The organism is Microbacterium sp. FW305-3-2-15-F-LB2 (assembly GCF_058787255.1).
Genome location: NZ_JBYSZO010000001.1, coordinates 1078226 through 1101722 on the forward strand (window position 1 = coordinate 1078226; position 23497 = coordinate 1101722).

Genomic DNA, 23497 nt, shown 5'->3' on the forward strand with positions numbered 1-23497 from the left:
TCAGGCCGGACGTCCCGGACCCATCCGGACGACACGCTCAGGAGGAGCATGCCGACCACGGCAACCGCCGCCCGAAGCTCGAGCCAACGGCGCCGCAAGACCTCGTCATCCCGTCGCGATGACGAGGCCCCCGTCATCCCCATCCTCGCCCGCAAGGTGCGAGAGGTCGAGGCCAAGGCCCAGCGCGGCAAGCTCGGTCCGACCAACCGCGTCAAGTTCCAGGTGATCGCTTTCCTCGTCCGCGAGGAGCGCGCCCGGGTGAAGGCCGACACCGAGATCACCGACGCCGCGCGCGCCGAGCTGCTCAAGCGCCTCGACGGCGTGGCCACGATCCTCGCGAAGACCGCTGCGCGCGACACGTCTCTCATCCAGCTGCTCGAGGTCGACCAGGCCACCTCGCCGGTCGCGCGGCGTATGCGGCGCGACTGGCTGCTCGAGTCCGGTGCCGAGCTGCCGCCGGACGAGCTGATCATCACCGACAACGCGCCCGCCACCGCTCCGGTGGTGCCCGCGGCACTCGCCGAGAAGCAGGTCGTTCCGGCCTCGATCGAGGCGCGCCAGATGGCGAACCCGTTCCTCGCTCCCGATCTCACCCCCCGATCGACGGGTGATGCGCCCCGCCGCCGTCTGGACGGCTGGGAGCTCATGGGACCGCTGTACAAGGCGTTCGAGACCGGTGCCGGCGGTTCGGCCGCCAGCATGGACCTGCCGCCCGTCCCCGAGTTCGACCGCCTGTCACCGCGCGGACTCGAGGTCATGCCGCACCAGTCCCGCTTCCTCGAGGCGGTCCGTCAGGGTCACCGCTCCTTCCTCCTCGCGGACGAGCCGGGCCTGGGCAAGACCGCTGAGTCGGTGCTCGCGGCTTCCGTCGCCGAGGCCTACCCGCTTCTGGTCGTGGTGCCCAACGTTGTGAAGATGAACTGGGCTCGCGAGGTGCAGCGCTGGACGCCGCATCGTCGTGCCACGGTCATCTCCGGGAGTGGCGCCGACATCGACGCGTTCGCCGACGTGTTCATCGTCAACTACGAGATCCTCGATCGCCACCTCGCGTGGCTGTCCTCGATCGGCCTCAAGGGCATCGCGGTCGACGAGGCGCACTTCATCAAGAACCTGTCGTCGCAGCGGTCGCAGAACGTGCTGGCTCTGGCATCCCGTGTCCGCCAGCAGACGCGCGACCCGCTGATGCTCGCCCTGACCGGTACGCCGCTGATCAACGACGTCGAGGACTTCGACGCGATCTGGCGCTTCCTCGGCTGGACCACGGGTGAGAAGCCCGGTCCCGAGCTGATGGAGAAGCTGGATGCCACGGGCCTGACCCCCGCCGACAAGGCGTTCTATCCCGAAGCGCGCGAAGCCGTGATCTCCATGGGCATCGTCCGTCGCAAGAAGAAGGACGTCGCCGCCGACCTCCCCGACAAGCTCATCGCCGACCTCCCCGTCGAGCTGGACGACGAGTTCGGCCGCTCCATCCGGCACGCCGAGCGCGAGCTGGGTGCCCGTCTCGCGGCGAAGTACCGGCGCATCATCGAAGCCCGCGGCGACCGCGGTCTCGCTCCCGGCGAGATCGACGAGGACATCGTGCGCCTCGTCGCGCACGGCGAGCTCGAAGAGAGCAAGGCAGCCGGCACCGGATCCGAGAACGTCTTCACCATGGTCCGCCGCATCGGCCAGGCCAAGGCGCAGCTCGCGGCGGACTACGCCGTGCAGCTGCAGCGCTCGGTCGGGAAGGTCGTCTTCTTCGCCAAGCACATCGACGTCATGGATGCCGCGGAGGCGCACTTCAAGGCATCCGGGCTCAAGGCGGTGTCCGTGCGGGGCGACCAGACGTCCACGGCTCGCCAGGCAGCGATCGACGCGTTCAACACCGACCCGAGCGTCGGGATCGCCGTGTGCTCGCTGACGGCCGCGGGCGTGGGCCTGAACATGCAGGCCGCGTCGAACGTCGTGCTCGCCGAGCTCTCGTGGACCGCCGCCGAGCAGACGCAGGCCATCGACCGTGTGCACCGCATCGGCCAGGAGGAGCCCGTCACCGCGTGGCGCATCATCGCCGCGCACACGATCGACACGAAGATCGCCGAGCTCATCGACTCGAAGGAGGGCTTGGCGCAGCGCGCCCTGGACGGCCTCGCGATCGAGCCGGGGTCGAGCGATTCCGTGCAGCTGTCCGCGCTGATGCACCTGCTGCGGCAGGCGCTCGGGGGCTGACCCCGGTCGGCTGCCCGGCCCCGCTACGTCGGAGGCTGTCGCTAGGGTCGAGGGCATGTCCCTCGACCCTTCGGCGTTGCTCGACGGCCCGCGCGGTCGACGGCTGTGCCTGGAGATACATCGTGCGGCACCGGACACCGTCGAGAAGAGCGACGCCGTCCACGCCGTGTTCTGGGCCGGCCACGCTCTCGCGGAGAACCCGGGCACGGTCATGTGGATCGGGGAGACGCCACGGGAAGAGCCGAAGGTGTCGGTGGCTGAGGCGGCGGCCGCGCTCGCTCGCGTCCCGACGCCCGAGCTGACCCCCGCGCTCATCGACCGGGCGCTCCAGGTGGCGGTCGATCTGGCCGCCTACTGGCAGCCGCCCTACGGCGAGGACGTGCTCGCCGCGGCCGATGATGTCCGTGCCGTGCTGGCTCCCGTGGCGGCTTCGGTCGCGGAATCCGCACACGTGCGCTGGTGGGAGAGCACCGTGGCACGAGACGACCAGTGGACGGTGGTGCGCGAGGGTGAGGCCAGAGGCCCCGATACCCCGGAGGCGATCTTGGAGGACTGGCCCAGGGGGATGGCGGCGACCGAGCTGCAGTTCGCGGCGGCCGAGAACGCCGGTCAGCTGTCCGGACCGTGGTGGTCGACGCCGCCGATGTCCTTGCCTCGCACGACGAGACGGAGGGGTGCGGCAGGTCCGGTCGCGCTGTCACTCGTCGAGGATTCGTTCGGGTGGCGTTCCGCGCGGGTGCAGCCGGCCGCCGTGCCCTCGGGAGACGTCATCGAGATCGACGGACCCGAGGCGTGGGCCGCGCTGTGCCGACGGCATCCCCTGATCGTCACCGCCTCGCGACGCGCCGTGTGGCGCTGGACCACGGGGCGCGAGGGCGTGTGGATCCAGCCCGACTGGTCCGCCGTCGCACGGGAGGCGGTGGGCGTCCACCTGACGGTCGCGGGGTACCTCACGACCGCGGGGAAGGTGGTCGACCTCGGCGACCTCGGCGCGAGTGTGCTCGCGGGGTGGGGTCCCGACGAGACGTTCTGGTTCGACGACGTCACGCCCGCGGGCGCGGCCGAGGAATGGATCACCGCCGACTCCGGCGAGCCCGGCTCGTGGCGTCGCGCCTGACGCGTCCCCCATTTGACGAGCGCGCCGGGTGGGGCACTAATGTCGAACGCGGCAGCGTCGCCGACTCGATCACCCGACTAGCGAGGTTCACAGCATGAAGATCGGCATCCTGACCAGCGGCGGCGACTGCCCCGGGCTCAACGCCGTCATCCGTGGCGTCGTGCTCAAGGGCACCACCAATCACGACATCGAGTTCGTCGGCATCCGGGATGGGTGGCGCGGCGTCGTCGACGGCGACTTCTTCCCCCTGACCCGGCACGAGGTGAAGGGCCTGTCCAAGGTCGGCGGCACGATCCTCGGCACGAGCCGAACCAATCCGTACGAGGGCGTTCGCGGCGGGGCGGAGAACATCTCCAAGACGCTCTACGGGCACCGCATCGACGGCATCCTGGCCATCGGCGGCGAGGGCACGCTGGCCGCCGCCGATCGCCTGTCGAAGGACGGCATCAACGTCATCGGTGTGCCCAAGACCATCGACAACGACCTCCGTGCGACCGACTACTCGTTCGGTTTCGACACCGCCGTGAACATCGCGACCGATGCCATGGACCGCCTGCGCACGACCGGCGACTCGCACCAGCGCTGCATGGTCGCCGAGGTCATGGGCCGCCATGTCGGCTGGATCGCCCTGCACGCCGGAATCGCCGCCGGCGCCCACGTCATCTGCATCCCCGAGGTGCCGATGTCGATCGACGAGATCGTCGAGCAGGTCACGCGGGCGCACGATCGCGGTCGCGCGCCGCTCGTGGTCGTTTCCGAGGGGTTCAAGCTCACCGGCATGGAGGAGGCCTTCAGCGACAAGGGCCTGGATGCCTTCAACCGCCCCCGCCTCGGCGGGATCGGCGAGCTGCTGGCGCCCGAGATCGAGCGCCGCACCGGCATCGAGACCCGGGCCACGGTGCTCGGGCACATCCAGCGGGGCGGTTCCCCGTCGGCGTTCGACCGCGTTCTCGCCACCCGCCTGGGGCTGCACGCCGCCGACGCGCTCGCCGACGGTGCCTGGGGTCAGATGGTCGCGATGCGCGGCACCGACATCATCCGGGTGCCGTTCGCCGACGCGCTCGGCGAGCTGAACAGCGTCCCGCTTTACCGCTACGAAGAGGCCGCCGCGCTCTTCGGCTGAGCCACTGCCGCTGCGCCCCGTCCCGCCTGCGCGGGGCGGGGCGCTGTCGTTTCGGGGCGGTGCTGCGCTGGATAAGCACCCTCGTCCCACATATGGCGGTGCATGTCCCACTCTTTGTCGGTTCAGGCGCGCTGAGACAGCCACAAATGGGACATGCCCCGCGCTCGAGGCAGCTTCCTCCACAGGTGACGGTCGAGGGGAAGGGGCTGTGGACATCGCCGACCCACGCGAGCACGTCCGGGACCCTGGGGGCATGACCCGACTCCAGCCCCTGCCGGGAGGCCTGCCCGAACGTTTCCACGTCGCCCACGCCATGGAGAAGGGGGCGAGTCGAACTCGACTCCGCGCCTCAGACCTGTCGGCACCCTTCCACGGTGTGCGATCGCTCTCGCTCGGGGAAGCCGACACCATCCTCGACCGATGTCGTTCCTATGTACCGCGTCTCGCCCCGGGGCAGTTCTTCAGCCACGAGACCGTGTTCGTCTTGCGCGGGCTCAGCACACCGGAGTGGCCTTACGTTCCTCGCATCCATGTATCCGCACATCGGCCGGCCCGGGAACCTCGCACCCACGGCGTTGTCGGTCACCGGCTGCAGACGCGTGAGCCGGCCATCGACGTCGGACCGGAGGGGATGCCGATCGAGAACGCCGTCCGAGCGTGGCGGCAGTGCGGTCGGCTCTGGGGCCTCGATGATCTCGTCGCGGGTGCCGACGCGCTCTTGGCGGGCCGACACCCGATCGCCTCCCTCGGCGATTTGGAGGACGAGGTGGCTCTCATGGGCGATGTCCGCGGCGGCATCCTGCGGCGATCGCTCGCCTTGGCCCGTCCGGGTGTGAGGTCACCGAGAGAGACGCACCTGCGTCTCCTCCTCGTGCGCCGGGGATTTCCGGAGCCGGACGTCAACGTCGACATCTTCTCGACGCGCGGAGAGTTCGTCGCGGAGATCGATCTGGCCTTCGCGGCCTGGCGAGTCGCTGTCGAGTACGACGGGCGGGTGCACGCCGAGGACCCGCGACAGTTCGCCCGGGACGCTGACCGCTGGGCGGCGATCCGCGATGCAGGCTGGGACCACGTTCGCATCCTGAACCACCACCTCCGCGGCGGCGGTGCTCCGGCCGTCGCGATGGTGCGCGCTGCTCTGATCAGGGCGGGCTGGCGGCCCGGCCTGTGACCCTCGTCCCACTTATGGCTGCTTCAGCTGGCCTCAGCCGACAACATCTGGGACATGCACCGCCATATGTGGGACGAGGTTCCTGCACCCGCGCGCCGCCTCTACTCCGCGAGCCCCATCACGTCGAGGAGCCATGCGAGCTCGAACGACCGCTCGCGCCACGCGTTGTAGCGACCGCTGACGCCGCCGTGGCCGGCCACCATCTCGCACTTCAGCAGTGCGTCGGCGCCCACCTCGCGCAGTCGCTGCACCCACTTGGCCGGCTCGACGTACAGCACGCGGGTGTCGTTGAGCGAGGTGACGGCGAGGATCCGCGGGTAGGGCACACCGTCGCGCACGTTCTCGTACGGCGTGTACGACTTCATGTACGCGTACACGTCCGCGTCGTGCAGCGGGTCGCCCCACTCGTCCCATTCGATGACGGTGAGGGGCAGCGACGGGTCGAGGATCGTCGTGAGGGCATCGACGAACGGAACGTCGGCGAGGATGCCGGCGAACAGCTCGGGCGCGAGGTTCGCGACCGCGCCCATGAGGAGGCCGCCGGCGCTCCCGCCTTCGGCGACGAGCCGGTCGGGGGTGGTGTACCCGGATGCCACGAGGTGGCGGGCCACCGCAACGAAATCGGTGAACGTGTTGCGCTTGGCACCCAGCTTGCCGTCCTCGTACCACTGGCGCCCCATTTCGCCGCCGCCGCGGACGTGCGCGACCGCGAAGATCGCGCCGCGGTCGAGCAGCGACAGACGCGGCACCGAGAAGCCCGGTTCGATGGAGTGCTCGTAGGAGCCGTAGCCGTACAGGTGCACCGGTCGCGGCGCGGTCCCGGGCTCGCCGAACGAGCGCTTCCACACCAGGGAGACGGGAACCTGCGTGCCATCGTCGGCCGTCGCCCATGCGCGGGCCTGGCCGTAGTCGGCGGGGTCGAAGCCGCCGAGCACGGGCTGCCGCTTGCGGAGCAGCAGCTCACCGGTGTCGATGACGTAGTCGAAGACCGTGCCGGGAGTGACGAACGAGCCGTACCCCACGCGGAGGACGGGCGGTGCCCACTCGGGATTCCCGCCGGTGCCGACGCTGTACAGGACTTCGTCGAACCCGATCTCGGTGACCGCCCCGTCGGTGTACGACAGCAGGCCCAGGCGCGCGAGCCCGTCACGACGGTAGGCGACGACGCCCCAGTCCCGGAACGTGTCGACGCCGAGCAGGCGCTCGCCGGGGCGGTGCGGGATCACCGTCTCGCGGGCGCCTTCGGGATCGGATGCCGAGACCCGCACGAGCTCGAAGTCGAGAGCGCCGTCGTTGTGCAGGATGTACAGCACGTCATCGCCGTCGACGATCGCGTGCTCCGCCGAGTACTCCACACCCTCGCGCCGCGGCCACACCACGCGGGCTTCCCCGCGCAGGTCGTCGGCGTCGATCAGGCGCTCCTCCGAGGTGATCGAGGACCCGACGCCGATGACGAGGTAGCGGTCGCTGCGGGTGAAGTCGGCGCCGACCCAGAACCGCTCATCGGGTTCGTGGAACAGCTTCACGTCGGCATCCACGTCGGTGCCGATCTCGTGCAGCCACACGGTGTCGGGGCGCCACGCGTCGTCGACGGTGGTGTACACGATGAAGCGGCCGTCGGGCGAGAACGTCGCGCCCGAGAACGTGTCGGGGATCTCGTCGGCGAGCGTCTCTCCGGTGACGAGGTCGCGGACGCACACGGTGTAGCGCTCGTCCCCGGCGACGTCGATGCCGTACAGCATGCGGGTGCCGTCGTTCGAGACTTCGAAGCTCCCGAGCGAGAAGAAGTCGGTGCCCTCGGCCTCGACGTTCCCGTCGAACAGCACCTGCTCGCCCGGGACGGGCTCGTCGGGCGAGAGGACGGGCGGCGTCCAGTCGTCGGGCGAGGCCAGCGGAGCGCGGCACTGGATGCCGTACTGCGCTCCCGCCACCGTGCGGCCGTAGTACCACCACTCGCCGCGGCGAGCGGGCACGGAGAGGTCGGTCTCGAGCGTCCGGCCCTTGATCTCGCCGAAGATCTCGTCGCGGAGGGATGCCAGGTGCGCGGTGCGCGCGTCGGTGTAGGCGTTCTCGGCTTCGAGGTGGGCGATCACCTCCGCGTCGTCCTTCGCGCGCAGCCATTCGTACGGGTCGTCGAAGGTGTCGCCGTGGTGGGTGCGCGTCGTGACACGGCGGGCGGCGACGGGCGGAACGAGGTGGGCGGGCGTGTCGGTCACCTCTCCACGGTAGTCGGCTGCGGGGCGACGGTCGCCGACCGCCGCCGTCCGTTTGACCGGGGGAGACGCCGGTGAAATGATGTCGACGGCCCGGTGAACGCGAGCCGAATGTCAGGTGAACTCTTCGTTCTCCGCGCCGATCCCGTCGGCATCCTCCCTTCCCCCTACGGAAAGCGATCGGTGGAGAGCGCAGCCCTTGTCATCGTGCTGGTCATCGTCCTGGCACTGTTCTTCGATTTCACCAACGGCTTCCACGACACGGCGAACGCGATGGCGACGCCCATCGCGACGGGTGCCCTCAAGCCGAAGGTCGCGGTGCTCCTGGCTGCGAGCCTCAACCTGGTCGGAGCGTTCCTGTCGACGGAGGTGGCCAAGACCATCTCCGGCGGCATGATCCGGGAAGACCAGCTGAGTCCCGACATCTTCCCGCCGATCATCTTCGCCGGTCTCATCGGCGCGATCACGTGGAACATGCTCACGTGGCTGCTGGGCCTGCCCTCGAGCTCGTCGCACGCCCTGTTCGGCGGTCTCATCGGCGCGACCCTGGTGGGCGTGGGGGTCTCGGCCATCGACACGGGTGTCGTGCTGAGCAAGGTCATCCTGCCCGCCCTGATCGCGCCCCTCACGGCAGGCATCATCGCCTTCACCGTGACGAAGATCGCCTACGGGGTCACGCGCCGCTACGACATGAAGGCGGACGGACGAGACGGCTTCCGGTGGGGGCAGATCTTCACGTCATCCCTCGTCGCCCTCGCGCATGGGACCAACGACGCCCAGAAGACGATGGGCGTCATCACGCTCGCCCTCATCACGGTCGGGTGGCAGTCGACGTCCGAGCCCGACCCGCAGCTGTGGGTCGTCCTCGCGTGCGCGCTCACGATCGCGCTCGGCACCTACATGGGCGGCTGGCGCATCATCCGAACCCTCGGCAAGGGCCTCACCGACGTCAAGCCCGCGCAGGGCTTCTCGGCCGAGACGTCCACGGCCGCGACGATCCTGGCATCCAGTGCGCTCGGCTTCGCCCTTTCGACGACGCAGGTCGCTTCGGGGTCCGTGATCGGCTCCGGACTCGGGCGTCGCGGGTCGACCGTCCGGTGGCGGACGGTGGGTCGTATCACGATCGGGTGGGTGCTCACGCTGCCCGCCGCCGGGGCCGTCGGAGCCGCGGCAGCGCTCCTCGTCGTCTGGCTGGGTGGCTGGGGGATCGCGGTCGACGCTGTCATCGCGGTGACGATCGTCTTCGGGCTGTTCCTGCGCTCCCGGCGCGACGAGGTCACCTCGGCGAACGCGATGAGCGAGGTCGCCGACTCCGGTGCCGCGGTGAAGGTGCCGCGCAAGCCCGGGCCCACGCGTCGGCAGCTCCGCCTCGAGCGTGCCCAGGCCGGGAAGGACGGCGACGCATGATCATCGACTGGGAAGCCTTCCTCCACGTCTTCGTCGCGGCGCTCGCCGGCGCCGTGATCGTCGTGACGTTCTACGCCCTCGGCCTGCGGCTCCTCGTGCGCGGTGGCCGCCCGCCGCTGGTCGCGCCGGCGGAGTTCACGGATGCCATCACCGTGCTCACCGACAAGCAGAAGCGTCGCGCCGAGAAGGCGGTCGCCAAAGCGGCCGCGCGCAACCCGCTCAGCGCGGGGCAGAAGAAGGTCGCTCTCGTGGCGGCCTACGCGTGCTTCGCGGTATGCGCGGCGGCCGTGCTCGGCGCCCTCCTGCTGATCCTGTTCCACTGACACGGGGTGTCGGTGCCCCCTCGTAGGCTGGGGACATGGCATCCGTGCAGTTCGGTCAGCACGCGCCCGCGCGGCGTGTGATCCTTCACCTCAGCGACACGCATCTGCTCGCCGGTGATCGGCTCCTGGGCGGACGCTACGACACCGCCGCCCACCTGCGACGCACACTCGAGGCCGCCGAGGCCACGGGGGTGCGTCCGGATGCCGTCGTGTTCACGGGCGACCTGACCGATCTGGGGGAACCCGAGGCGTACCGGGCTCTGCGCGATGCCGTCGAACCGTGGGCGGAACGTCTCGGTGCGCCGGTGGTGTGGGTCGCGGGCAACCACGACGAGCGTCCCGCCCTGCGCGCAGGGCTCCTGGATGCCGAGCCGACCGAGGAACCCGTGACGGGCGTCTGGGACCTCGACGGTCTGCGGTTGATCGCCCTCGACTCGACCGTTCCGGGGTGGCACCACGGCGACCTCGACGCCGCGCAGCTCGAGTGGCTGCGGGCCGAACTCGCCGAGCCGGCGCCGCTGGGGACGATCCTGGCGCTGCACCACCCTCCACTGCCGACCCACATCCCGTTCTTCGACATCCTGGAGCTGCGCGACCAGCCCGGGTTGGCGGCGGCGATCGCCGGGAGCGATGTGCGCGCGATCCTCGCGGGCCACCTCCACTACTCGACGTCGGGCACGTTCGCCGGGGTACCGGTGAGCGTCTCGGCGGCTTCCTGCTACACGATGGACCTCGCGCGCCCCGCGGACGAGGTCAACGGAATGGATGCCGGTCAGTCGTTCCACCTCGTCCACGTGTGGGACGACACGATCACCCACGCGGTGGTGCCGGTCGTCGACGCCGAGCCGGGCGGCTACTTCACGCCCGAGTGGGTGGAGCGGATGGCGGCGCTCACGCCCGAGGGACGCCTCGAGGAGTTCTCGCGCAAACGGTGACCCGCTGTACGCGGGGGAGCGTCCGCCTCTTTCACCCGGCCGTGGCGTCCAACGACGACGCCCCTCACGGTCGTTAGGTGTACCCGGTCAGGACGTTGGTGACTGACAAATAGCGAGAAGGCCCCCAAGATGAGTGGTGTCTAACGTCACTCTCCAAAGGAGGCCTTCTCGTGTCCCACCGTAACGCCAAACTCACTGCCGCGGGCAGACGCATCCTGGTCAACCGGGTACTTTCAGGGCGCCCGGTCTCGCACGTCGCGAAGGAAATGGGTATCTCCAGGCAGTGCGCTCATCGCTGGGTCGGGCGCTACCGGCGCCACGGCCTCGCGGGTCTGCACGATCGTTCCTCGAAGCCCCACAGCTCGCCCGACGAGACCGCGATGCAGATCTCGGAGCACGTACTCCGTATCCGGGCAGACGAACGGATCGGACGCGATGAGATCGCTCGGAGAACCGGTGTGAGCGCCTCGACGGCGTCACGGATCATCGCTCACGCCGGGCTCCCGGCGCTGCACCAGCTCGACCCCGTCACCGGGGCGAGGATCCGGGCGTCTCGCCGCACGAATCATCGTTACGAGCGCGATGCCCCAGGAGATCTCATCCACATCGATGTGAAGAAGCTCGGCCGGATCCCCGACGGCGGCGGGTGGCGCATCGACGGTCCGGACGTGATCAACCACAACCGTGGACGTAAGAAGTCGAAGAAGCTGGGCATGGATCGGGTGCACGTCGCTGTCGATGATCATTCCCGGCTCGCGTTCGCCCGCGTGCTGCCCGACGAGACCGGGCCGACCTGCGCACAGTTCCTGCTTGATGCCGCACAGTTCTTCGCCACTCACGGGATCCGCATTCGTGAGGTCATGACCGATAACGCGCTGAACTACCGACTCTCCCGAGATTTTCACGCTGCCCTGGCCGTGCTCGGCGCAAAGCACATCCTGACGCGACCGTACTCGCCGTGGCAGAACGGCAAGGCTGAACGCTTCAACAGGACGCTCCAGGAGGGGTGGGCGTACCGGCATCCGTTCGCTTCGAACCAGGATCGTACTGACGCTCTACAGCCTTGGGTAGATCACTACAACTACACTCGTCCACACACCGCTTGCCGAGGCCTCCCGCCGATCAGTCGACTGACACCAACGTCCTGACCGGGTACAGTTAGGCTCGAAGGATCCCTGACCGCCGTGACGACCCACAAGGACACCCCCCATGGCTTTGGACGCAATGACGCGCACCCGTATCGAGACCGACTCCCTCGGATCGCTCGAGATCCCCGCCGATGCCTACTGGGGCATCCACACCGCGAGGGCTCTGGAGAATTTCCCGATCGCAAAGCGACCGATCTCGGTCTATCCCGATCTCGTCCGGGCCCTCGCCATGGTCAAGCAGGCATCGGCTCGGGCTAACCGGCAGATCGGCGTCCTCGACGCGGCCAAGGCTGATCTCATCGATCGTGCCGCGCAGCGCGTCATCGACGGGGAGTTCCATGACGAGTTCGCCGTCGGCGTCATCCAGGGCGGGGCCGGCACCTCGACCAACATGAACGCCAACGAGGTGATCACCAACATCGCCCTCGAGATGGCCGGCCGCGAGAAGGGTGATTACGGCTTCCTCTCGCCCATCGATGACACCAACCGCAGCCAGTCGACGAACGACGTGTATCCGACCGCGATCAAGATCGGCCTTTCCCTGACGCTGCGGAGCCTGCTGGAAGAGCTCGGGCTGCTGCGGCAGTCCTTCCTGACCAAGGCCGAGGAGTTCCACGACGTCCTCAAGGTGGGGCGCACCCAGCTCCAGGATGCCGTGCCCATGACGCTCGGCCAGGAGTTCCACGGCTTCGCCACGACGCTCGGCGAGGACTACAACCGCCTCACCGAGAACGCCTACCTCCTGTTCGAGATCAACATGGGCGCGACGGCGATCGGCACCGGTATCACCGCGCACCCGGAGTATGGTCCGGCCGTCTTGCGCCACCTCCGGGAGATCACGGGTCTCGACCTCGCGACCGCCACCGACCTCGTGGAGTCCACGAGCGACACGGGCGCGTTCATGTCGTTCTCGTCATCCCTCAAGCGCAACGCGATCAAGCTGTCGAAGATCTGCAACGACCTGCGGCTGCTGTCCAGCGGCCCGCAGGCGGGTCTCGGCGAGATCAACCTGCCGGCGCGGCAGGCGGGGTCGAGCATCATGCCCGGCAAGGTCAATCCCGTCATCCCCGAGGTCGTCAACCAGGTCGCGTTCGCCGTCGCCGGTGCCGACCTGACTGTCACGATGGCCGTCGAGGGCGGTCAGCTGCAGCTCAACGCCTTCGAGCCGGTCATCGCCCATTCGATCTTCCAGTCGATCACCTGGATGCGGCAGGCCATGTGGACCCTCCGGGTCAACTGCATCGACGGCATCACAGCGAACCGCGAGCGTCTCGGCGCCATGGTGGGTTCGTCGGTCGGTGTCGTGACGGCCCTGACACCGTTCATCGGCTACGCCGCGGCTGCCGCGCTGGCGAAGACGGCGCTGTTGACGCATCGCAACGTGGCCGACCTGGTCGTCGAGGCCGGGCTGATGACGCGCGACGAGGTCATGAAGCAGATCTCGCCGGCCCGCCTGTCGGGGCTGCAGGCGATCACCGAGGCGATTCCCGTCATCCGCGCCGCCGACAGCCTCGTCGAGGACTGACCCCGCGCCCCCGCGCGGGTCCCCGCCCGCGGCCCCGCCCCTCACTTACCCGCGAGACTTCATCGCGCCGACAAGTCCCTTGCAGGCTGCGGGGCACATGTCGGCGCGATGAAGTCTCGGCGTCTCCGGGAACGGACGAACGGTCGGGAGGGAGAGGGAGAGACAGCAGAGCGGTCAGTCGAGGATGCGGCAGTGGGTCGTCAGCTCGCCGATGCCGTCGATCCCGACGGTCACGGTCGAGCGGTCGCGCAGGAAGATCTGCGGGTCGCGCGAGTAGCCGGCGCCGCCGGGGCTCCCGGTGGAGATGAGGGTGCCCGGGAGGAGCGTCGCGGACTCCGACAGCTTGTGGATGAGCGTCGCCACGGACCGCACCATCTGGCCGGTCGAGGCATCCTGAACCGTGTGACCGTCGACGACCGTCCAGATGTGGAGATCCTGCGGGTCGGGGATCTCGTCGGCCGTGACGACGAAGGGGCCGGTCGGCGTGAAGCCGTCGAAGGACTTGCAGCGCGACCATTGCGCCTCGGAGAACTGGATGTTGCGCGCGGTGATGTCGTTCACGACGGTGTAGCCCCACACGTGGTCGAGGGCATCCGCCTCGGCGACGTCCCGGCCGGGGCGTCCGATGATGACCCCGAGCTCGGCCTCGTAGTCGACGGCCTCGCTGAGGGCGCGCGGCCACGACGTGGTCGCGTCGTGGGCCGTCAGGGAGTTGGGCCACAGCACGAAGACCGTGGGCCCGGCATCCGTCTTCAGCCCGAGCTCGCCGGAGTGTGCCGCGTAGTTCAGTCCGACGGCGAGGATCGTCGGGGGAGCGAGCACCGCCGAGGCGAACAGAACACCGTCGAGACCGTGCCGGGGAGCGCTCCCCGCCGCTTCGCGGACCCGATCCAGGAGGTCGTCGCCGCCGGCGATGAGCTGCTCGAGGGTCGACGGGGCGCCCGGGAACAGCTCGTCGACGAACGTGTACTCCCCGCCGTGCACGCTGACGAGACGAGGGGCATCCGCCGCCTCCGGGGAACGGACGTGGGCGAAACGCATGCACCCACGCTACCGGGCCGAGGAGAGATGGATGCCGTCGGCCGCCGCCGCAAACCCGCCGATCCGGTGTCCGCGCGCCCCTAGGCTGTGCGCATGAGCTACCCCTCGCCGCTGTGGCAGCCGGGCCCGGGTGAGCCCGCGCGCATCGCCGACGCCCCGCCGTCCGCCGGCGCCGTCGTCCCGCCCCGCCCTCGACGCAGCGGCGTGCTCCTGTGGGTCGTCGCGGCGCTGCTCGTGCCGGTGCTCGCGCTGCTCGTGCTGTACTTCCTGCGCTTCCTCGGGCCCGCGGCATCCGTCGTCGGGGTGATCCTCGCGGTGGTTCCGTTCGTGATCGTGTGGTTCGCGGTGCGCCTCATCGATCGGTGGGAGCCTGAGCCTCGACGGCTGCTCGTCTTCGCCGTCGCGTGGGGGGCCGTCGCGTCGGTCGCCATCGCGCTCGGCGTCGACGCGCTGCTGGCGTTCCTCGTGGGCGGATTCGGCGACGTGTTCAGCTCCGTGGTCCAGGCGCCGATCGTCGAGGAGGTCGCGAAGGGATTCGGTCTCCTGCTGCTGTACGTCGGCGCGCGCCGATCGTTCGACGGTCCGGTCGACGGCATCGTCTACGGCGCGCTCATCGGTGCGGGCTTCGCCTTCACCGAGAACGTGCAGTACTTCGCGATCAGCTTCATCGAGGGGGGCGCGGTGCAAGTGGGTGGCGTGTTCTTCCTCCGCGCGGTCCTGTCGCCGTTCGCTCACGTCATGTTCACGAGTCTCACGGGGTTCGCTCTCGGGCTCGCCGCCCGGCGTTCGCTTCGGCCCGGTGCTGCCCTCCGCTACGCCCTCACGGGGCTCATCGGCGCGATCGTGCTGCACGCGCTGTGGAACGGCTCGGCGACCTTCTTCAACTTCTTCGAGCTCTACGCCACCCTCCAGGTGCCGCTGTTCGTGCTCTTCATCCTCGGCATCCTGGTCCTCCGGCGCGAGGAGGCCCGACTGACGCGGGCACGGCTGGGGGAGTATGCCGCGGCGGGCTGGTTCACGCCACAGGAGGTCGACATGCTCGCCACCGGCGCGGGACGCCGGTCGTCGGTGACGTGGGCGCGGTCGCTCCCGGGCGACCGTTCCGCGGTCATGAGGGAGTTCATCCGGGATGCCACGGCGCTCGCCGCCGCGCGCCAACGCGCGCTCTCGGGACGGGACGCTCACGCCGCCTCTCACGAGCGCGAGCTGTTGCAGCGGACCACCGCGGCGCGGGCGGCCCTGCTGGCCCCGTGAGGGGGGCGATCCGTCCCGCTTCGCCGTGCTCGCCCGGGTCGCGGGAGGGGGCGATCCGTCCCGCTTCGCCGTGCTCGCCGGGGGTCGCGGGAGGGGGTCTTGACACGGGCCGGTGGGCCGGAGCACCATCGATGTAGGCCAACTCAGCGCCCGGGAGACACGCAGGCATCGCCGCGGCACCGGGCGCTGAGTCTTTGTGCAGGGGGTTCGCGGCGGCGCTTCGCGTGCTTGGATGGTCTCATGACTGATCGCACCAAGCCGGAGTTCGACGCTCCCACCGGCCCTGCCCCCTCCGACCTCGTCGTCCGCGACATCATCGTCGGCGACGGCGACGAGGCCAAGCCCGGCGACACCGTCACCGTGCACTACGCCGGTGTCGAGTACGAGTCGGGCGAAGAGTTCGACTCCTCGTGGGGACGCGGCGAGAGCATCCAGTTCCCCCTCCGCGGCCTGATCCAGGGCTGGCAGGACGGCATCCCGGGCATGAAGGTCGGCGGACGCCGCGAGCTCGTGATCCCGCCGCACCTCGCCTACGGTCCCGCGGGCGGCCACTTCCTCGGTGGCAAGACCCTCATCTTCATCATCGATCTGCTCAAGGTCGGCTGACACCGCGTTTCACCGTCTGTTCACGAACCCGAGGGCGCTCCGGCCCCCTCGGGTTCGTGTTTTTCGGGAATCGTGGAATACATTCGTATGAATGCGAGTTGGACCGCGGCAGGACGCCGATCCGGCTCCCCAGACCTCAAGGAGTGACATGACCGACACGACCACGCTCGAGATCCCCGGCTACAAGGCGGGCACCTGGGTGCTCGACCCCTCGCACAGCGAGGTGACCTTCACCGTTCGCCACATGATGATCTCGAAGGTCCGCGGCACCTTCGGCATGAAGAGCGCGACGCTCGTCGCCCCCGAGAACCCGCTCGAGGCCACCGTCGAGGCATCCGTCGACGTGACCTCGGTCGACACCAAGGACGAGGGCCGCGACCAGCACCTGCGCTCGGCCGAGTTCTTCGACACCGAGACCTACCCCACCATGGACTTCCGCTCGACCGGTGCCCGCGTCGAGAACGGCGACTTCCTCGTCGACGGTGAGCTCACCATCCGCGGCGTCAGCAAGCCCGCCACCTTCGCGATCGACTTCGGCGGCTTCGGCACCGACCCCTGGGGCAACTACAAGGCCGGCGCGACCGCGAAGACGGTCATCAACCGCGAGGAGTACGGCCTCACGTGGAACGCGGCGCTCGAGACCGGCGGTGTGCTCGTCGGCAAGGACGTCACCATCGAGCTCGACCTGCAGTTCGCCCTGCAGGCCTGATCGCCTCTCCTTCACGCGGGTCCCGGATGCCACGGCATCCGGGACCTTCGTCGTTTCCGGAACCGTGAGTCAGGCGCGCTGGCGGCGGCCGAAGCGGACCCGCTCCTGCACGAGCAGGATCCCGAGGAAGACGATGACGGCGCCGGTCGGCTCGTTCCAGGTGAGTCGCTCGCCCAGGATCAGGATGCCGAGGGCGACCCCCACGACCGGGGTGATGTAGGTCACGGTCGAAGCGCGGGTGGGTCCCCACGCGCGCAGCGTGTTCTGATTCCACACGTACGCCAGGCCGGTCCCGAGAACGCCGAGCGCGACGATGCTGGCGACGACCTCGGGGGTCAGCCGCATCGGCTCGGCCAGGATCATCGGCGACAGGAGCACCATGAGTGCCGCCGCCGGGCCGATGTAGCCGAAGGCGAAGGCGATGCCGGACAGGCCCGCGTCGCCGAGGAATCGCCGCATGTACGCGAGGCTGAAGCCGTAGCACGCCGTCGCGCCGAGCAGCGCCACCTGCGCGACGGTGCTGCCGCCCACGTCGGTGAGCGCGCCGGGGGCGATGATGACGATGACGCCCAGGATGCCGAGCGCGATCCCGGCGAGCTGACCCGCGCGCAGCCGTTCGACGCGGAAGACCGTCCACGCCATGATCGCCGTCATGATCGGGGTGGTCGCGTTGAAGATGCTCGCCAGTCCCGACGACACGTGCTGCTCGGCCCACGCGAAGAGCAGGAACGGCACGACGCAGAACGACACGCTCAGGACGCACAGGTGCGCCCAGACGCGGAGCGTGCGCGGCAACGGTTCCCGGCGCAGGGCGACGACCGCGGCGAGCGCGAGCGCCCCGAACACCAGCCGTCCCCCGGCGACCTGCGCGGGCGTCAGGCCCGTCAGGGCGACCGCGATGAACAGGAAGCTCGAGCCCCACACGATGCCCGTCAGAACGAACTGCACCGTGATGGAGACCGGGGAGGGGGAGGGGGAGGATGCCACGTCCTGACCCTAGGCCCGGGGTCGGACACGCGTGCGGGCCGTGGGCTGAGACGTCCGGAATCCGCCGGTGGTTGGCGCTAGGGGACGGGGTTCAGCGCGTCGTACTCCCGGAACCGCGGAGACAACCGCACGAGCAGCCCGACGAGGGCGAGGATCAGGATGCCACCCAGCAGCGGCGGCACCCAGAGGGCCGTGAGCGTCGCGAGAGTGCCCGCGTAGAGCGCTCCGACGCGCGGGCCGCCGGCGACCACGACGATGAAGATGCCCTGGAGGCGTCCGCGCATGGCATCCGGGACCGCCGCCTGCATCATGGTCGAGCGGTAGATGGCGCTGACGTTGTCCGCGGCTCCCGACACCGCCAGCACGATCGCCGCGAGCACGATCAGCACGATCGCCCCGGAGTCCTCTCCCGTGTCCGGGGGGCGCGCCCAGCCGAATGTCGCCGCCAGCAGCACGAGGCCGAACGCGCCGATCGACAGGCCGTAGACCTGGATCGCGCGTTCGATCCCGAGGCCCTGGCGTCGCACGCGACCGACCGGTCCCGAGAAGAGGCTCGACAGGAACGCCCCGGCGGCGACGGCCGCGGTCAGGACGCCGGTCGTGATGGCTCCACCGCCCAGCAGCACCGCGCCGATCGCGGGGAACAGGGCGATGGGTTGGCCGAACGTCATCGCGGTGATGTCGAGCAGGTACTGCAGGCGGATGTTCGGTGCGCGGCGGAGGAATCGAGCGCCGTCGCGGAACGACTCCAGCCCGGGGCGGACGACCTCGCCCTCGGGCCGGAGCTTCGGCAGCGACCACAGGCCGAGGAACAGCGAGGTCATGAGGAGCACATCGAGCGAATACGTCCAGGCGTACCCGGCGACCGCGACGAGCACCCCCGCGAGGGCGGGACCGGCCATGACCATGATCCCGACGGTGACGCCCTGCAGCGCGGCCGCGGCCGGGAGGAGGTCACGGGGGAGGAGGCGCGGGGTGATCGCCGAGCGCGTGGCCATGACGATGGAGTTCGCCGCCGAGTTCACGACGCTGAGCACGAAGAGGGATGCCACATTCTCCAGGCCCGTCCATGCCAGGGCCGCGAGGAGAGCGGTCGACACGAACGTCACCGAGGCGGCCAGCAGTGCGACCGTCCGGCGGTCGAACGCGTCCGCGAGCATGCCGCCATACAGCCCGGCCAGCACCATCGGCACGAGCCCGGCGACCGCGATCATCGACACCGCGAACGTGCTCTGGGTCAGCTCGAACACGTGCAGCATCACCGCCACGACGGTGAGCTGGCCGCCCATGCCCGAGAGCGTCGACCCGATCCACAGGCGCGCGAATGCGGGGGAGGTGGTGAGCGGGCGCAGATCGATCAGCGCGCTGCCGCGACTCACTCCGCGACCTCGACGCGTTTGACCCGCGCGGTGTGGCCACGCACGATCTCGACGTCGCGCGGCGCGACGCCGAAGTGATCGGCCAGGGCGTGGACGACGCCGGCGTTCGCCGCGCCGTCGGCGGCGCGCTCGCGCACGTGGACGAGGAGGCCGTCCGGTCCGTTCTCCACGAGGGGGCCACGCCGGCTGCCCGGCTTGACGCGGACGGTGATCTGCACTCGTCGAGGCTACGGCACCCCCGGGGAGGGCGGCCGTCGCGCGGGTGGGTGACGGCATCCGGATGCTGGTAGACTCATTCGGTTGCCGTTGGATCGGCCGCGGATAAAGAGAGCCCACGCATCAGGCGTCGGGCGCCGCGCAACTAGAGGAAGGGGATCCCATCTATGGCACTCGAAGCAGACGTCAAGAAGGCGATCATCGAAGAGTACGCGACGCACCCCGGTGACACCGGATCCCCCGAGGTGCAGGTCGCGATGATGACGCAGCGCATCAAGGACCTCACCGAGCACCTCAAGGTTCACAAGCACGACCACCACTCGCGCCGTGGCCTGTTCCTGCTCGTCGGTCAGCGCCGTCGCCTGCTGGGTTACCTGCAGGATGTCGACATCAACCGTTACCGCTCGCTCATCGAGCGTCTCGGTCTGCGTCGCTAATCGCACCAGCGTTCTATCGCGCAAAACATTCTTGGAAGGCCGCCCCACGGTGTGGGGCGGCCTTCGTCATTCCCGGAGGCCGGGCGGGACGTGAGGCACCCGCGCGCGCCGAGGCGCCCGGAGCCTGGCATCCATCGATAAACGCTCCCTGCACTGAGACACGCTCTCGGCGAGCGTTTCCCGGTGCAGGGAGCGTTTATCGGGGAGGGGCGGAGCGCGCCGACCCCGCCGGACCGATCAGGATGCCGCGCGCGCGGCGACCAGGTCGGGATGCCAGCGCTCGGCGACGTCGGGGTGCGCCCGCAGGCGTGATTTGAGGGCGTTCTCGCCGTAGGTGGCGTGGATCGGGTTCGTCGGGTCGTTCTCGACACCGTGGGCATCGGCGGCGAGCTCGGCGGGCAGGTCGATGATGGGGAGGACCGCGTCGAGGGCCGGGTTGAAGAAGAACGGCACCGAGATGCGCTCGTCGGGGAACCGCGGCGAGATGACCCGATGATTCGTCGCCGTGAGGTAGCCCTGCGTGGCGTACTCGAGCAGCTCCCCGATGTTGACGACGAAGGCGCCGGGCACCGGCGGGGCATCGACCCATTCGCCGTCGCGCAGCACCTGCAGGCCGCCCTTGCCCGGCTCCACCCACAGCAGCGTCAGGACGCCCGAGTCCTTGTGCGCGCCGACCCCCTGCTGGGGCGTGGGGTCGTCCTTGCCGGGGTACCGCACGATCTTTATGAGGGTCTGCGGGTCGCCGAAGTGACGGTCGAAGTAGTCTTCATCGGCGCCGAGTGAGAGGGCCCAGGCGCGCAGGAGCTTCCGCGCGATCCCCGTCAGGTGGTCGTGCCACTCCGACACGACATCGCGCAGCTCCGGCTGCGCGGCCGGCCAGAGGTTCGGGCCGACGAGTCGGTTGTAGCCGGGGCCGTCGGGGTCGGTTATCGCCTCGCGCTCCGGTCCGATGTCGATCTGCTCGCGCCAGTCGACGCGGCCCTGCGTGAGTTCGCCGCCGACGCGCGTGTATCCGCGGAAGTGCGGGCTCGTGACGTTCTCGATCGCGAGCTTCTCGGCCTCGGGGAGCGCGAAGAAGTCCTTCGCGGCGTGAAGGAGGCGCGCCTCGAGCTCGGGGCTCACGCCCGTTCCCGTCAGATAGAAGAACCCGACGTCGCGGGTCGCGGTCCGCAGATCGTCACGGAAGCGAGCGGCGGCCTCGGGCCCCTGGTCGAGGAGCGAGAGATCGAGGATCGGGAGGTTCAGCTCGGGCATACGTCGAGGCTAAGTCGGTCGGTGGCCGCGATGGTCGAATGTTGCCGAGGGTTACCGCCCGATGCGCGACCCCCGCCGGTTGGCGGGGGTCACCCGCCGATGGGTGGGGTGCGGGCGGAGGCCGACATTGCGTAAAGTTGCTGAGTCAGGTGAGGCTGTCCTTACCTACCCGCAGTGCCGCGGCATCCCTTCCGAAATCCCGAAAGTCGGTCTTCGCCCGTGCTCGCCTCCTTCTTCGCCCCGTTCGTCATCGGGTTGCGTGAGGGCCTGGAAGCCGCCCTCGTCGTGGGCATTCTGGTCGCCTATCTCACCAAGCTCGGGCGGCGTGACGCGCTGCCCCGCCTCTGGGTGGGCGTGGGGCTGGCGATCGCCCTCGCCGTGGTCATCGGTGCGATCTTCACCTTCGGTGCGTACGCCCTCACGTTCGAGGCGCAGGAGCTCATCGGCGGAGGGCTCTCCCTGCTCGCGGTCGCCATGGTGACCTGGATGATCTTCTGGATGCAGAAGGCCGGACGCACTCTCAAGGCGGGGCTCGAGGGCGGCATCGATCGCGCGCTGCAGGGCAGCGTGTGGGCGCTCGTCGCCGTCGGGTTCGTCTCGGTCGCGCGTGAGGGCGTCGAGACGACGCTGCTGCTGTGGTCGATGGTGCAGGGCTTCGGCGACAAGCCCGTGTCCCTGGTCGGCGCCCTCGTCGGCCTCGTCGTCGCGGCTCTGCTGGGCTGGCTCATCGCCCGCGGAATGCTGCGGCTGAACCTCGGCCGATTCTTCACCTGGACCGGCGCATTCCTCGTCATCGTCGCGGCGGGCGTCCTCGCGTACGCGGTCCACGACCTGCAAGAGGGCGGCGCGCTGCCGGGCCCGTTCGGTGCGTCGGCAACCATCGACCCCGCGACGGGCCTCGCTGCCGTCGGATGGGCGGGCTTCCCGTTCGGCTGGGCTTTCGACCTCTCCGGCGTCATCGCCCCGAGCGGTGGACTCGCCGCACTCCTCCAGGCGACGGTGGGTTTCATGCCTCAGATGACGTGGCTCCAGGTCATCGCGTGGGTCGCCTATGTCGCCGTCGTCGTCCCTCTCTTCGTCCGCGGCGTGCGGGCGAACCGTCGCCCGTCCGGTGCGTCGGCCCGTGCTTCGCGCACGGATGCCGAGCCCGCCGCCCCCACCCCGACTCCGGATGCCGCGCCCGCCGCGGCATCCGTCGCCCACCCGAACGGAGCATCATGAACCCGACTCGCCTCCTCGCGGCCACGGCCGCAGCCGGCGCGGCCGTCCTCGTCCTCTCGGGCTGCGTCGCCAAGACCGACGCGGCCGCCACCGGAGCCCTCACCGTCACCTCGACGGCCGACGGCTGCGACGTCTCGGCCGCGACGGCCCCCAGCGGGACGCTCGCTTTCGACGTGGCGAACAAGGGAGACCAGGTCACCGAGTTCTACCTGCTCGCCTCCGACGGCCTGCGCATCGTCGGTGAGGTGGAGAACGTCGCCCCGGGCGCCTCGCGCACGCTGACCGTGACGGCCCAGCCGGGTGACTACTTCACGCTCTGCAAGCCCGGAATGGTCGGCGACGGAGTCGGTCGCGCCGCGTTCTCGGTCACCGGTGAGGCCGTCGCGATCGATGGTGAGGATGCCGAGCAGAAGCAGCAGGCGATCGACCTGTACGCCGCGTTCGTGAAGGACCAGGTCGGACAGCTGCTTCCGGCCGTCCAGACGTTCGCGGACGTCTACGAGTCCGGTGACGACGCCGCCGCGCGCGAGCAGTTCCCGCACGTCCGCGCGTTCTACGAGCGCATCGAGCCGATCGCCGAGGCGCTCGGCGACCTCGACCCGCGGATCGACTACCGCGAGGTCGACGCCGTCGCCGAGGGGCTGTCGTGGACCGGGTTCCACCGGATCGAGAAGGATCTGTGGGTCCCCGCGCAGGACGCGCTCAACGCCGACGGCGAGACCCCGGCGTGGAAGGACTGGGCGCCGTCCACCCCCGCCGAGCGGGCGACGTACGGCGACACCCTCATCAAGGACACGCAGGAGCTGTACGACTACGTCCACTCCGACGCGTTCGAGCAGGCGCTCACAGATCAGGGCGTGGCGGGTATCTCCAACGGTGCCATCGCGCTCCTGGACGAAGTCGCCACCGGAAAGATCAGCGGCGAAGAGGACTGGTGGTCGGGTACCGACCTGTACGACTTCGCCGCGAACGTCGAGGGCTCCAAGATGGCGTTCTCGCTGGTGCGGGACTTCGCCGAGTCCAAGGGTGACAAGGGCGCGTCGCTCGTCACCCGTATCGACACCGGCTACGCCGACCTCGAGGCGGCCCTGGCCACGCACGGCTCCGCCGATGCCGGCTTCGTGCCGTACTCGCAGCTGACCGAGGATGACAAGCGCCAGCTCACCGACCTCATCAACGCGCTCGCCGAGCCGCTGTCGCAGCTCACCGTCACCGTCCTCGAGTGA

The 23497-nt window shown here is 69.6% G+C and carries 21 protein-coding genes; 15 read left to right on the forward strand and 6 right to left on the reverse strand.

Going from position 1 to position 23497, the window contains the following annotated elements; genetic code table 11:
- The first annotated feature begins 48 nt into the window (after positions 1-48).
- From AC3WLZ_RS05170 to AC3WLZ_RS05185, 4 genes are all read left to right on the forward strand, one after another.
- The gene (locus AC3WLZ_RS05170) at positions 49-2205 is read left to right on the forward strand and encodes a DEAD/DEAH box helicase (RefSeq protein WP_412924020.1); all 2157 of its coding nucleotides are present in this window, start codon (positions 49-51) and stop codon (positions 2203-2205) included.
- 55 nt (positions 2206-2260) lie between these two features.
- Positions 2261-3322, forward strand: coding sequence for a hypothetical protein (locus tag AC3WLZ_RS05175; protein WP_492469314.1), 1062 nt, complete (start codon positions 2261-2263; stop codon positions 3320-3322).
- A 94-nt stretch (positions 3323-3416) separates the two neighbouring features.
- Positions 3417-4445: a 6-phosphofructokinase gene (locus AC3WLZ_RS05180; RefSeq protein WP_412924022.1), complete on the forward strand. Its 1029-nt coding sequence runs from the start codon at positions 3417-3419 to the stop codon at positions 4443-4445.
- 253 nt (positions 4446-4698) lie between these two features.
- Positions 4699-5616: a putative endonuclease domain-containing protein gene (locus tag AC3WLZ_RS05185; protein ID WP_492469315.1), complete on the forward strand. Its 918-nt coding sequence runs from the start codon at positions 4699-4701 to the stop codon at positions 5614-5616.
- A gap of 101 nt (positions 5617-5717) precedes the next feature.
- Here AC3WLZ_RS05185 and AC3WLZ_RS05190 read toward each other — a convergent pair whose 3' ends face one another.
- Positions 5718-7832, reverse strand: coding sequence for a S9 family peptidase (locus AC3WLZ_RS05190; RefSeq protein WP_492469316.1), 2115 nt, complete (start codon positions 7830-7832; stop codon positions 5718-5720).
- A 180-nt stretch (positions 7833-8012) separates the two neighbouring features.
- Here AC3WLZ_RS05190 and AC3WLZ_RS05195 point away from each other — a divergent pair, with 180 nt between their 5' ends.
- The 5 genes from AC3WLZ_RS05195 to AC3WLZ_RS05215 all read left to right on the forward strand — a co-directional run bounded on the left by AC3WLZ_RS05195 (position 8013) and on the right by AC3WLZ_RS05215 (position 13167).
- The gene (locus AC3WLZ_RS05195; RefSeq protein WP_412926111.1) at positions 8013-9236 is read left to right on the forward strand and encodes an inorganic phosphate transporter; all 1224 of its coding nucleotides are present in this window, start codon (positions 8013-8015) and stop codon (positions 9234-9236) included.
- A complete protein-coding gene (locus AC3WLZ_RS05200; RefSeq protein WP_412924027.1) occupies positions 9233-9559 on the forward strand; it encodes a peptidase in 327 nt (108 codons plus the stop codon). The genes AC3WLZ_RS05195 and AC3WLZ_RS05200 overlap by 4 nt, the downstream gene beginning before the upstream one ends.
- A gap of 35 nt (positions 9560-9594) precedes the next feature.
- Complete coding sequence (locus tag AC3WLZ_RS05205; RefSeq protein WP_492469317.1) at positions 9595-10494, forward strand: phosphodiesterase; 900 nt, start codon at positions 9595-9597, stop codon at positions 10492-10494.
- A 170-nt stretch (positions 10495-10664) separates the two neighbouring features.
- Positions 10665-11642, forward strand: coding sequence for an IS481 family transposase (locus tag AC3WLZ_RS05210; RefSeq protein ID WP_492469318.1), 978 nt, complete (start codon positions 10665-10667; stop codon positions 11640-11642).
- Between the two features lie 61 nt (positions 11643-11703).
- On the forward strand, positions 11704-13167 hold the full coding sequence (locus AC3WLZ_RS05215) for an aspartate ammonia-lyase (protein WP_492469319.1): 1464 nt from the start codon (positions 11704-11706) through the stop codon (positions 13165-13167).
- 174 nt (positions 13168-13341) lie between these two features.
- On the opposite strand, the gene AC3WLZ_RS05220 is transcribed toward AC3WLZ_RS05215, so the two are convergent.
- Entirely contained in the window at positions 13342-14208 is an 867-nt protein-coding gene (locus tag AC3WLZ_RS05220; RefSeq protein ID WP_412924030.1) for a fumarylacetoacetate hydrolase family protein, read from the reverse strand.
- 93 nt (positions 14209-14301) lie between these two features.
- Here AC3WLZ_RS05220 and AC3WLZ_RS05225 point away from each other — a divergent pair, with 93 nt between their 5' ends.
- The 3 genes from AC3WLZ_RS05225 (at position 14302) to AC3WLZ_RS05235 (ending at position 16777) form a co-directional block, all read left to right on the forward strand.
- Entirely contained in the window at positions 14302-15462 is a 1161-nt protein-coding gene (locus tag AC3WLZ_RS05225) for a PrsW family intramembrane metalloprotease (RefSeq protein ID WP_492469320.1), read from the forward strand.
- Positions 15463-15702: 240 nt separating this feature from the next.
- The gene (locus tag AC3WLZ_RS05230) at positions 15703-16068 is read left to right on the forward strand and encodes an FKBP-type peptidyl-prolyl cis-trans isomerase (RefSeq protein ID WP_412924032.1); all 366 of its coding nucleotides are present in this window, start codon (positions 15703-15705) and stop codon (positions 16066-16068) included.
- Between the two features lie 148 nt (positions 16069-16216).
- Positions 16217-16777, forward strand: coding sequence for a YceI family protein (locus AC3WLZ_RS05235; RefSeq protein ID WP_077050207.1), 561 nt, complete (start codon positions 16217-16219; stop codon positions 16775-16777).
- 69 nt (positions 16778-16846) lie between these two features.
- Here AC3WLZ_RS05235 and AC3WLZ_RS05240 read toward each other — a convergent pair whose 3' ends face one another.
- From AC3WLZ_RS05240 to AC3WLZ_RS05250, 3 genes are all read right to left on the reverse strand, one after another.
- Positions 16847-17764 (reverse strand): DMT family transporter, encoded by a 918-nt coding sequence (locus AC3WLZ_RS05240; RefSeq protein ID WP_492469321.1) that lies wholly within the window; start codon positions 17762-17764, stop codon positions 16847-16849.
- Between the two features lie 77 nt (positions 17765-17841).
- Entirely contained in the window at positions 17842-19143 is a 1302-nt protein-coding gene (locus AC3WLZ_RS05245; protein ID WP_412924035.1) for an MFS transporter, read from the reverse strand.
- Positions 19140-19361 (reverse strand): DUF167 domain-containing protein, encoded by a 222-nt coding sequence (locus AC3WLZ_RS05250; RefSeq protein WP_412924036.1) that lies wholly within the window; start codon positions 19359-19361, stop codon positions 19140-19142. Before AC3WLZ_RS05250 ends, AC3WLZ_RS05245 begins: the two co-directional genes overlap by 4 nt.
- A gap of 165 nt (positions 19362-19526) precedes the next feature.
- On the opposite strand from AC3WLZ_RS05250, the gene rpsO reads away from it, so the two are divergent.
- Complete coding sequence (gene rpsO, locus AC3WLZ_RS05255; RefSeq protein WP_412924037.1) at positions 19527-19796, forward strand: 30S ribosomal protein S15; 270 nt, start codon at positions 19527-19529, stop codon at positions 19794-19796.
- Between the two features lie 237 nt (positions 19797-20033).
- Here the strand turns inward: rpsO and AC3WLZ_RS05260 are convergent, their stop codons facing one another.
- Complete coding sequence (locus AC3WLZ_RS05260; protein ID WP_412924038.1) at positions 20034-21050, reverse strand: isopenicillin N synthase family dioxygenase; 1017 nt, start codon at positions 21048-21050, stop codon at positions 20034-20036.
- Positions 21051-21269: 219 nt separating this feature from the next.
- Here AC3WLZ_RS05260 and efeU point away from each other — a divergent pair, with 219 nt between their 5' ends.
- Together efeU and efeO are read left to right on the forward strand one after the other, a co-directional pair.
- Positions 21270-22271 (forward strand): iron uptake transporter permease EfeU, encoded by a 1002-nt coding sequence (gene efeU, locus AC3WLZ_RS05265; protein ID WP_412924039.1) that lies wholly within the window; start codon positions 21270-21272, stop codon positions 22269-22271.
- On the forward strand, positions 22268-23497 hold the full coding sequence (gene efeO / locus AC3WLZ_RS05270) for an iron uptake system protein EfeO (protein WP_492469322.1): 1230 nt from the start codon (positions 22268-22270) through the stop codon (positions 23495-23497). Before efeU ends, efeO begins: the two co-directional genes overlap by 4 nt.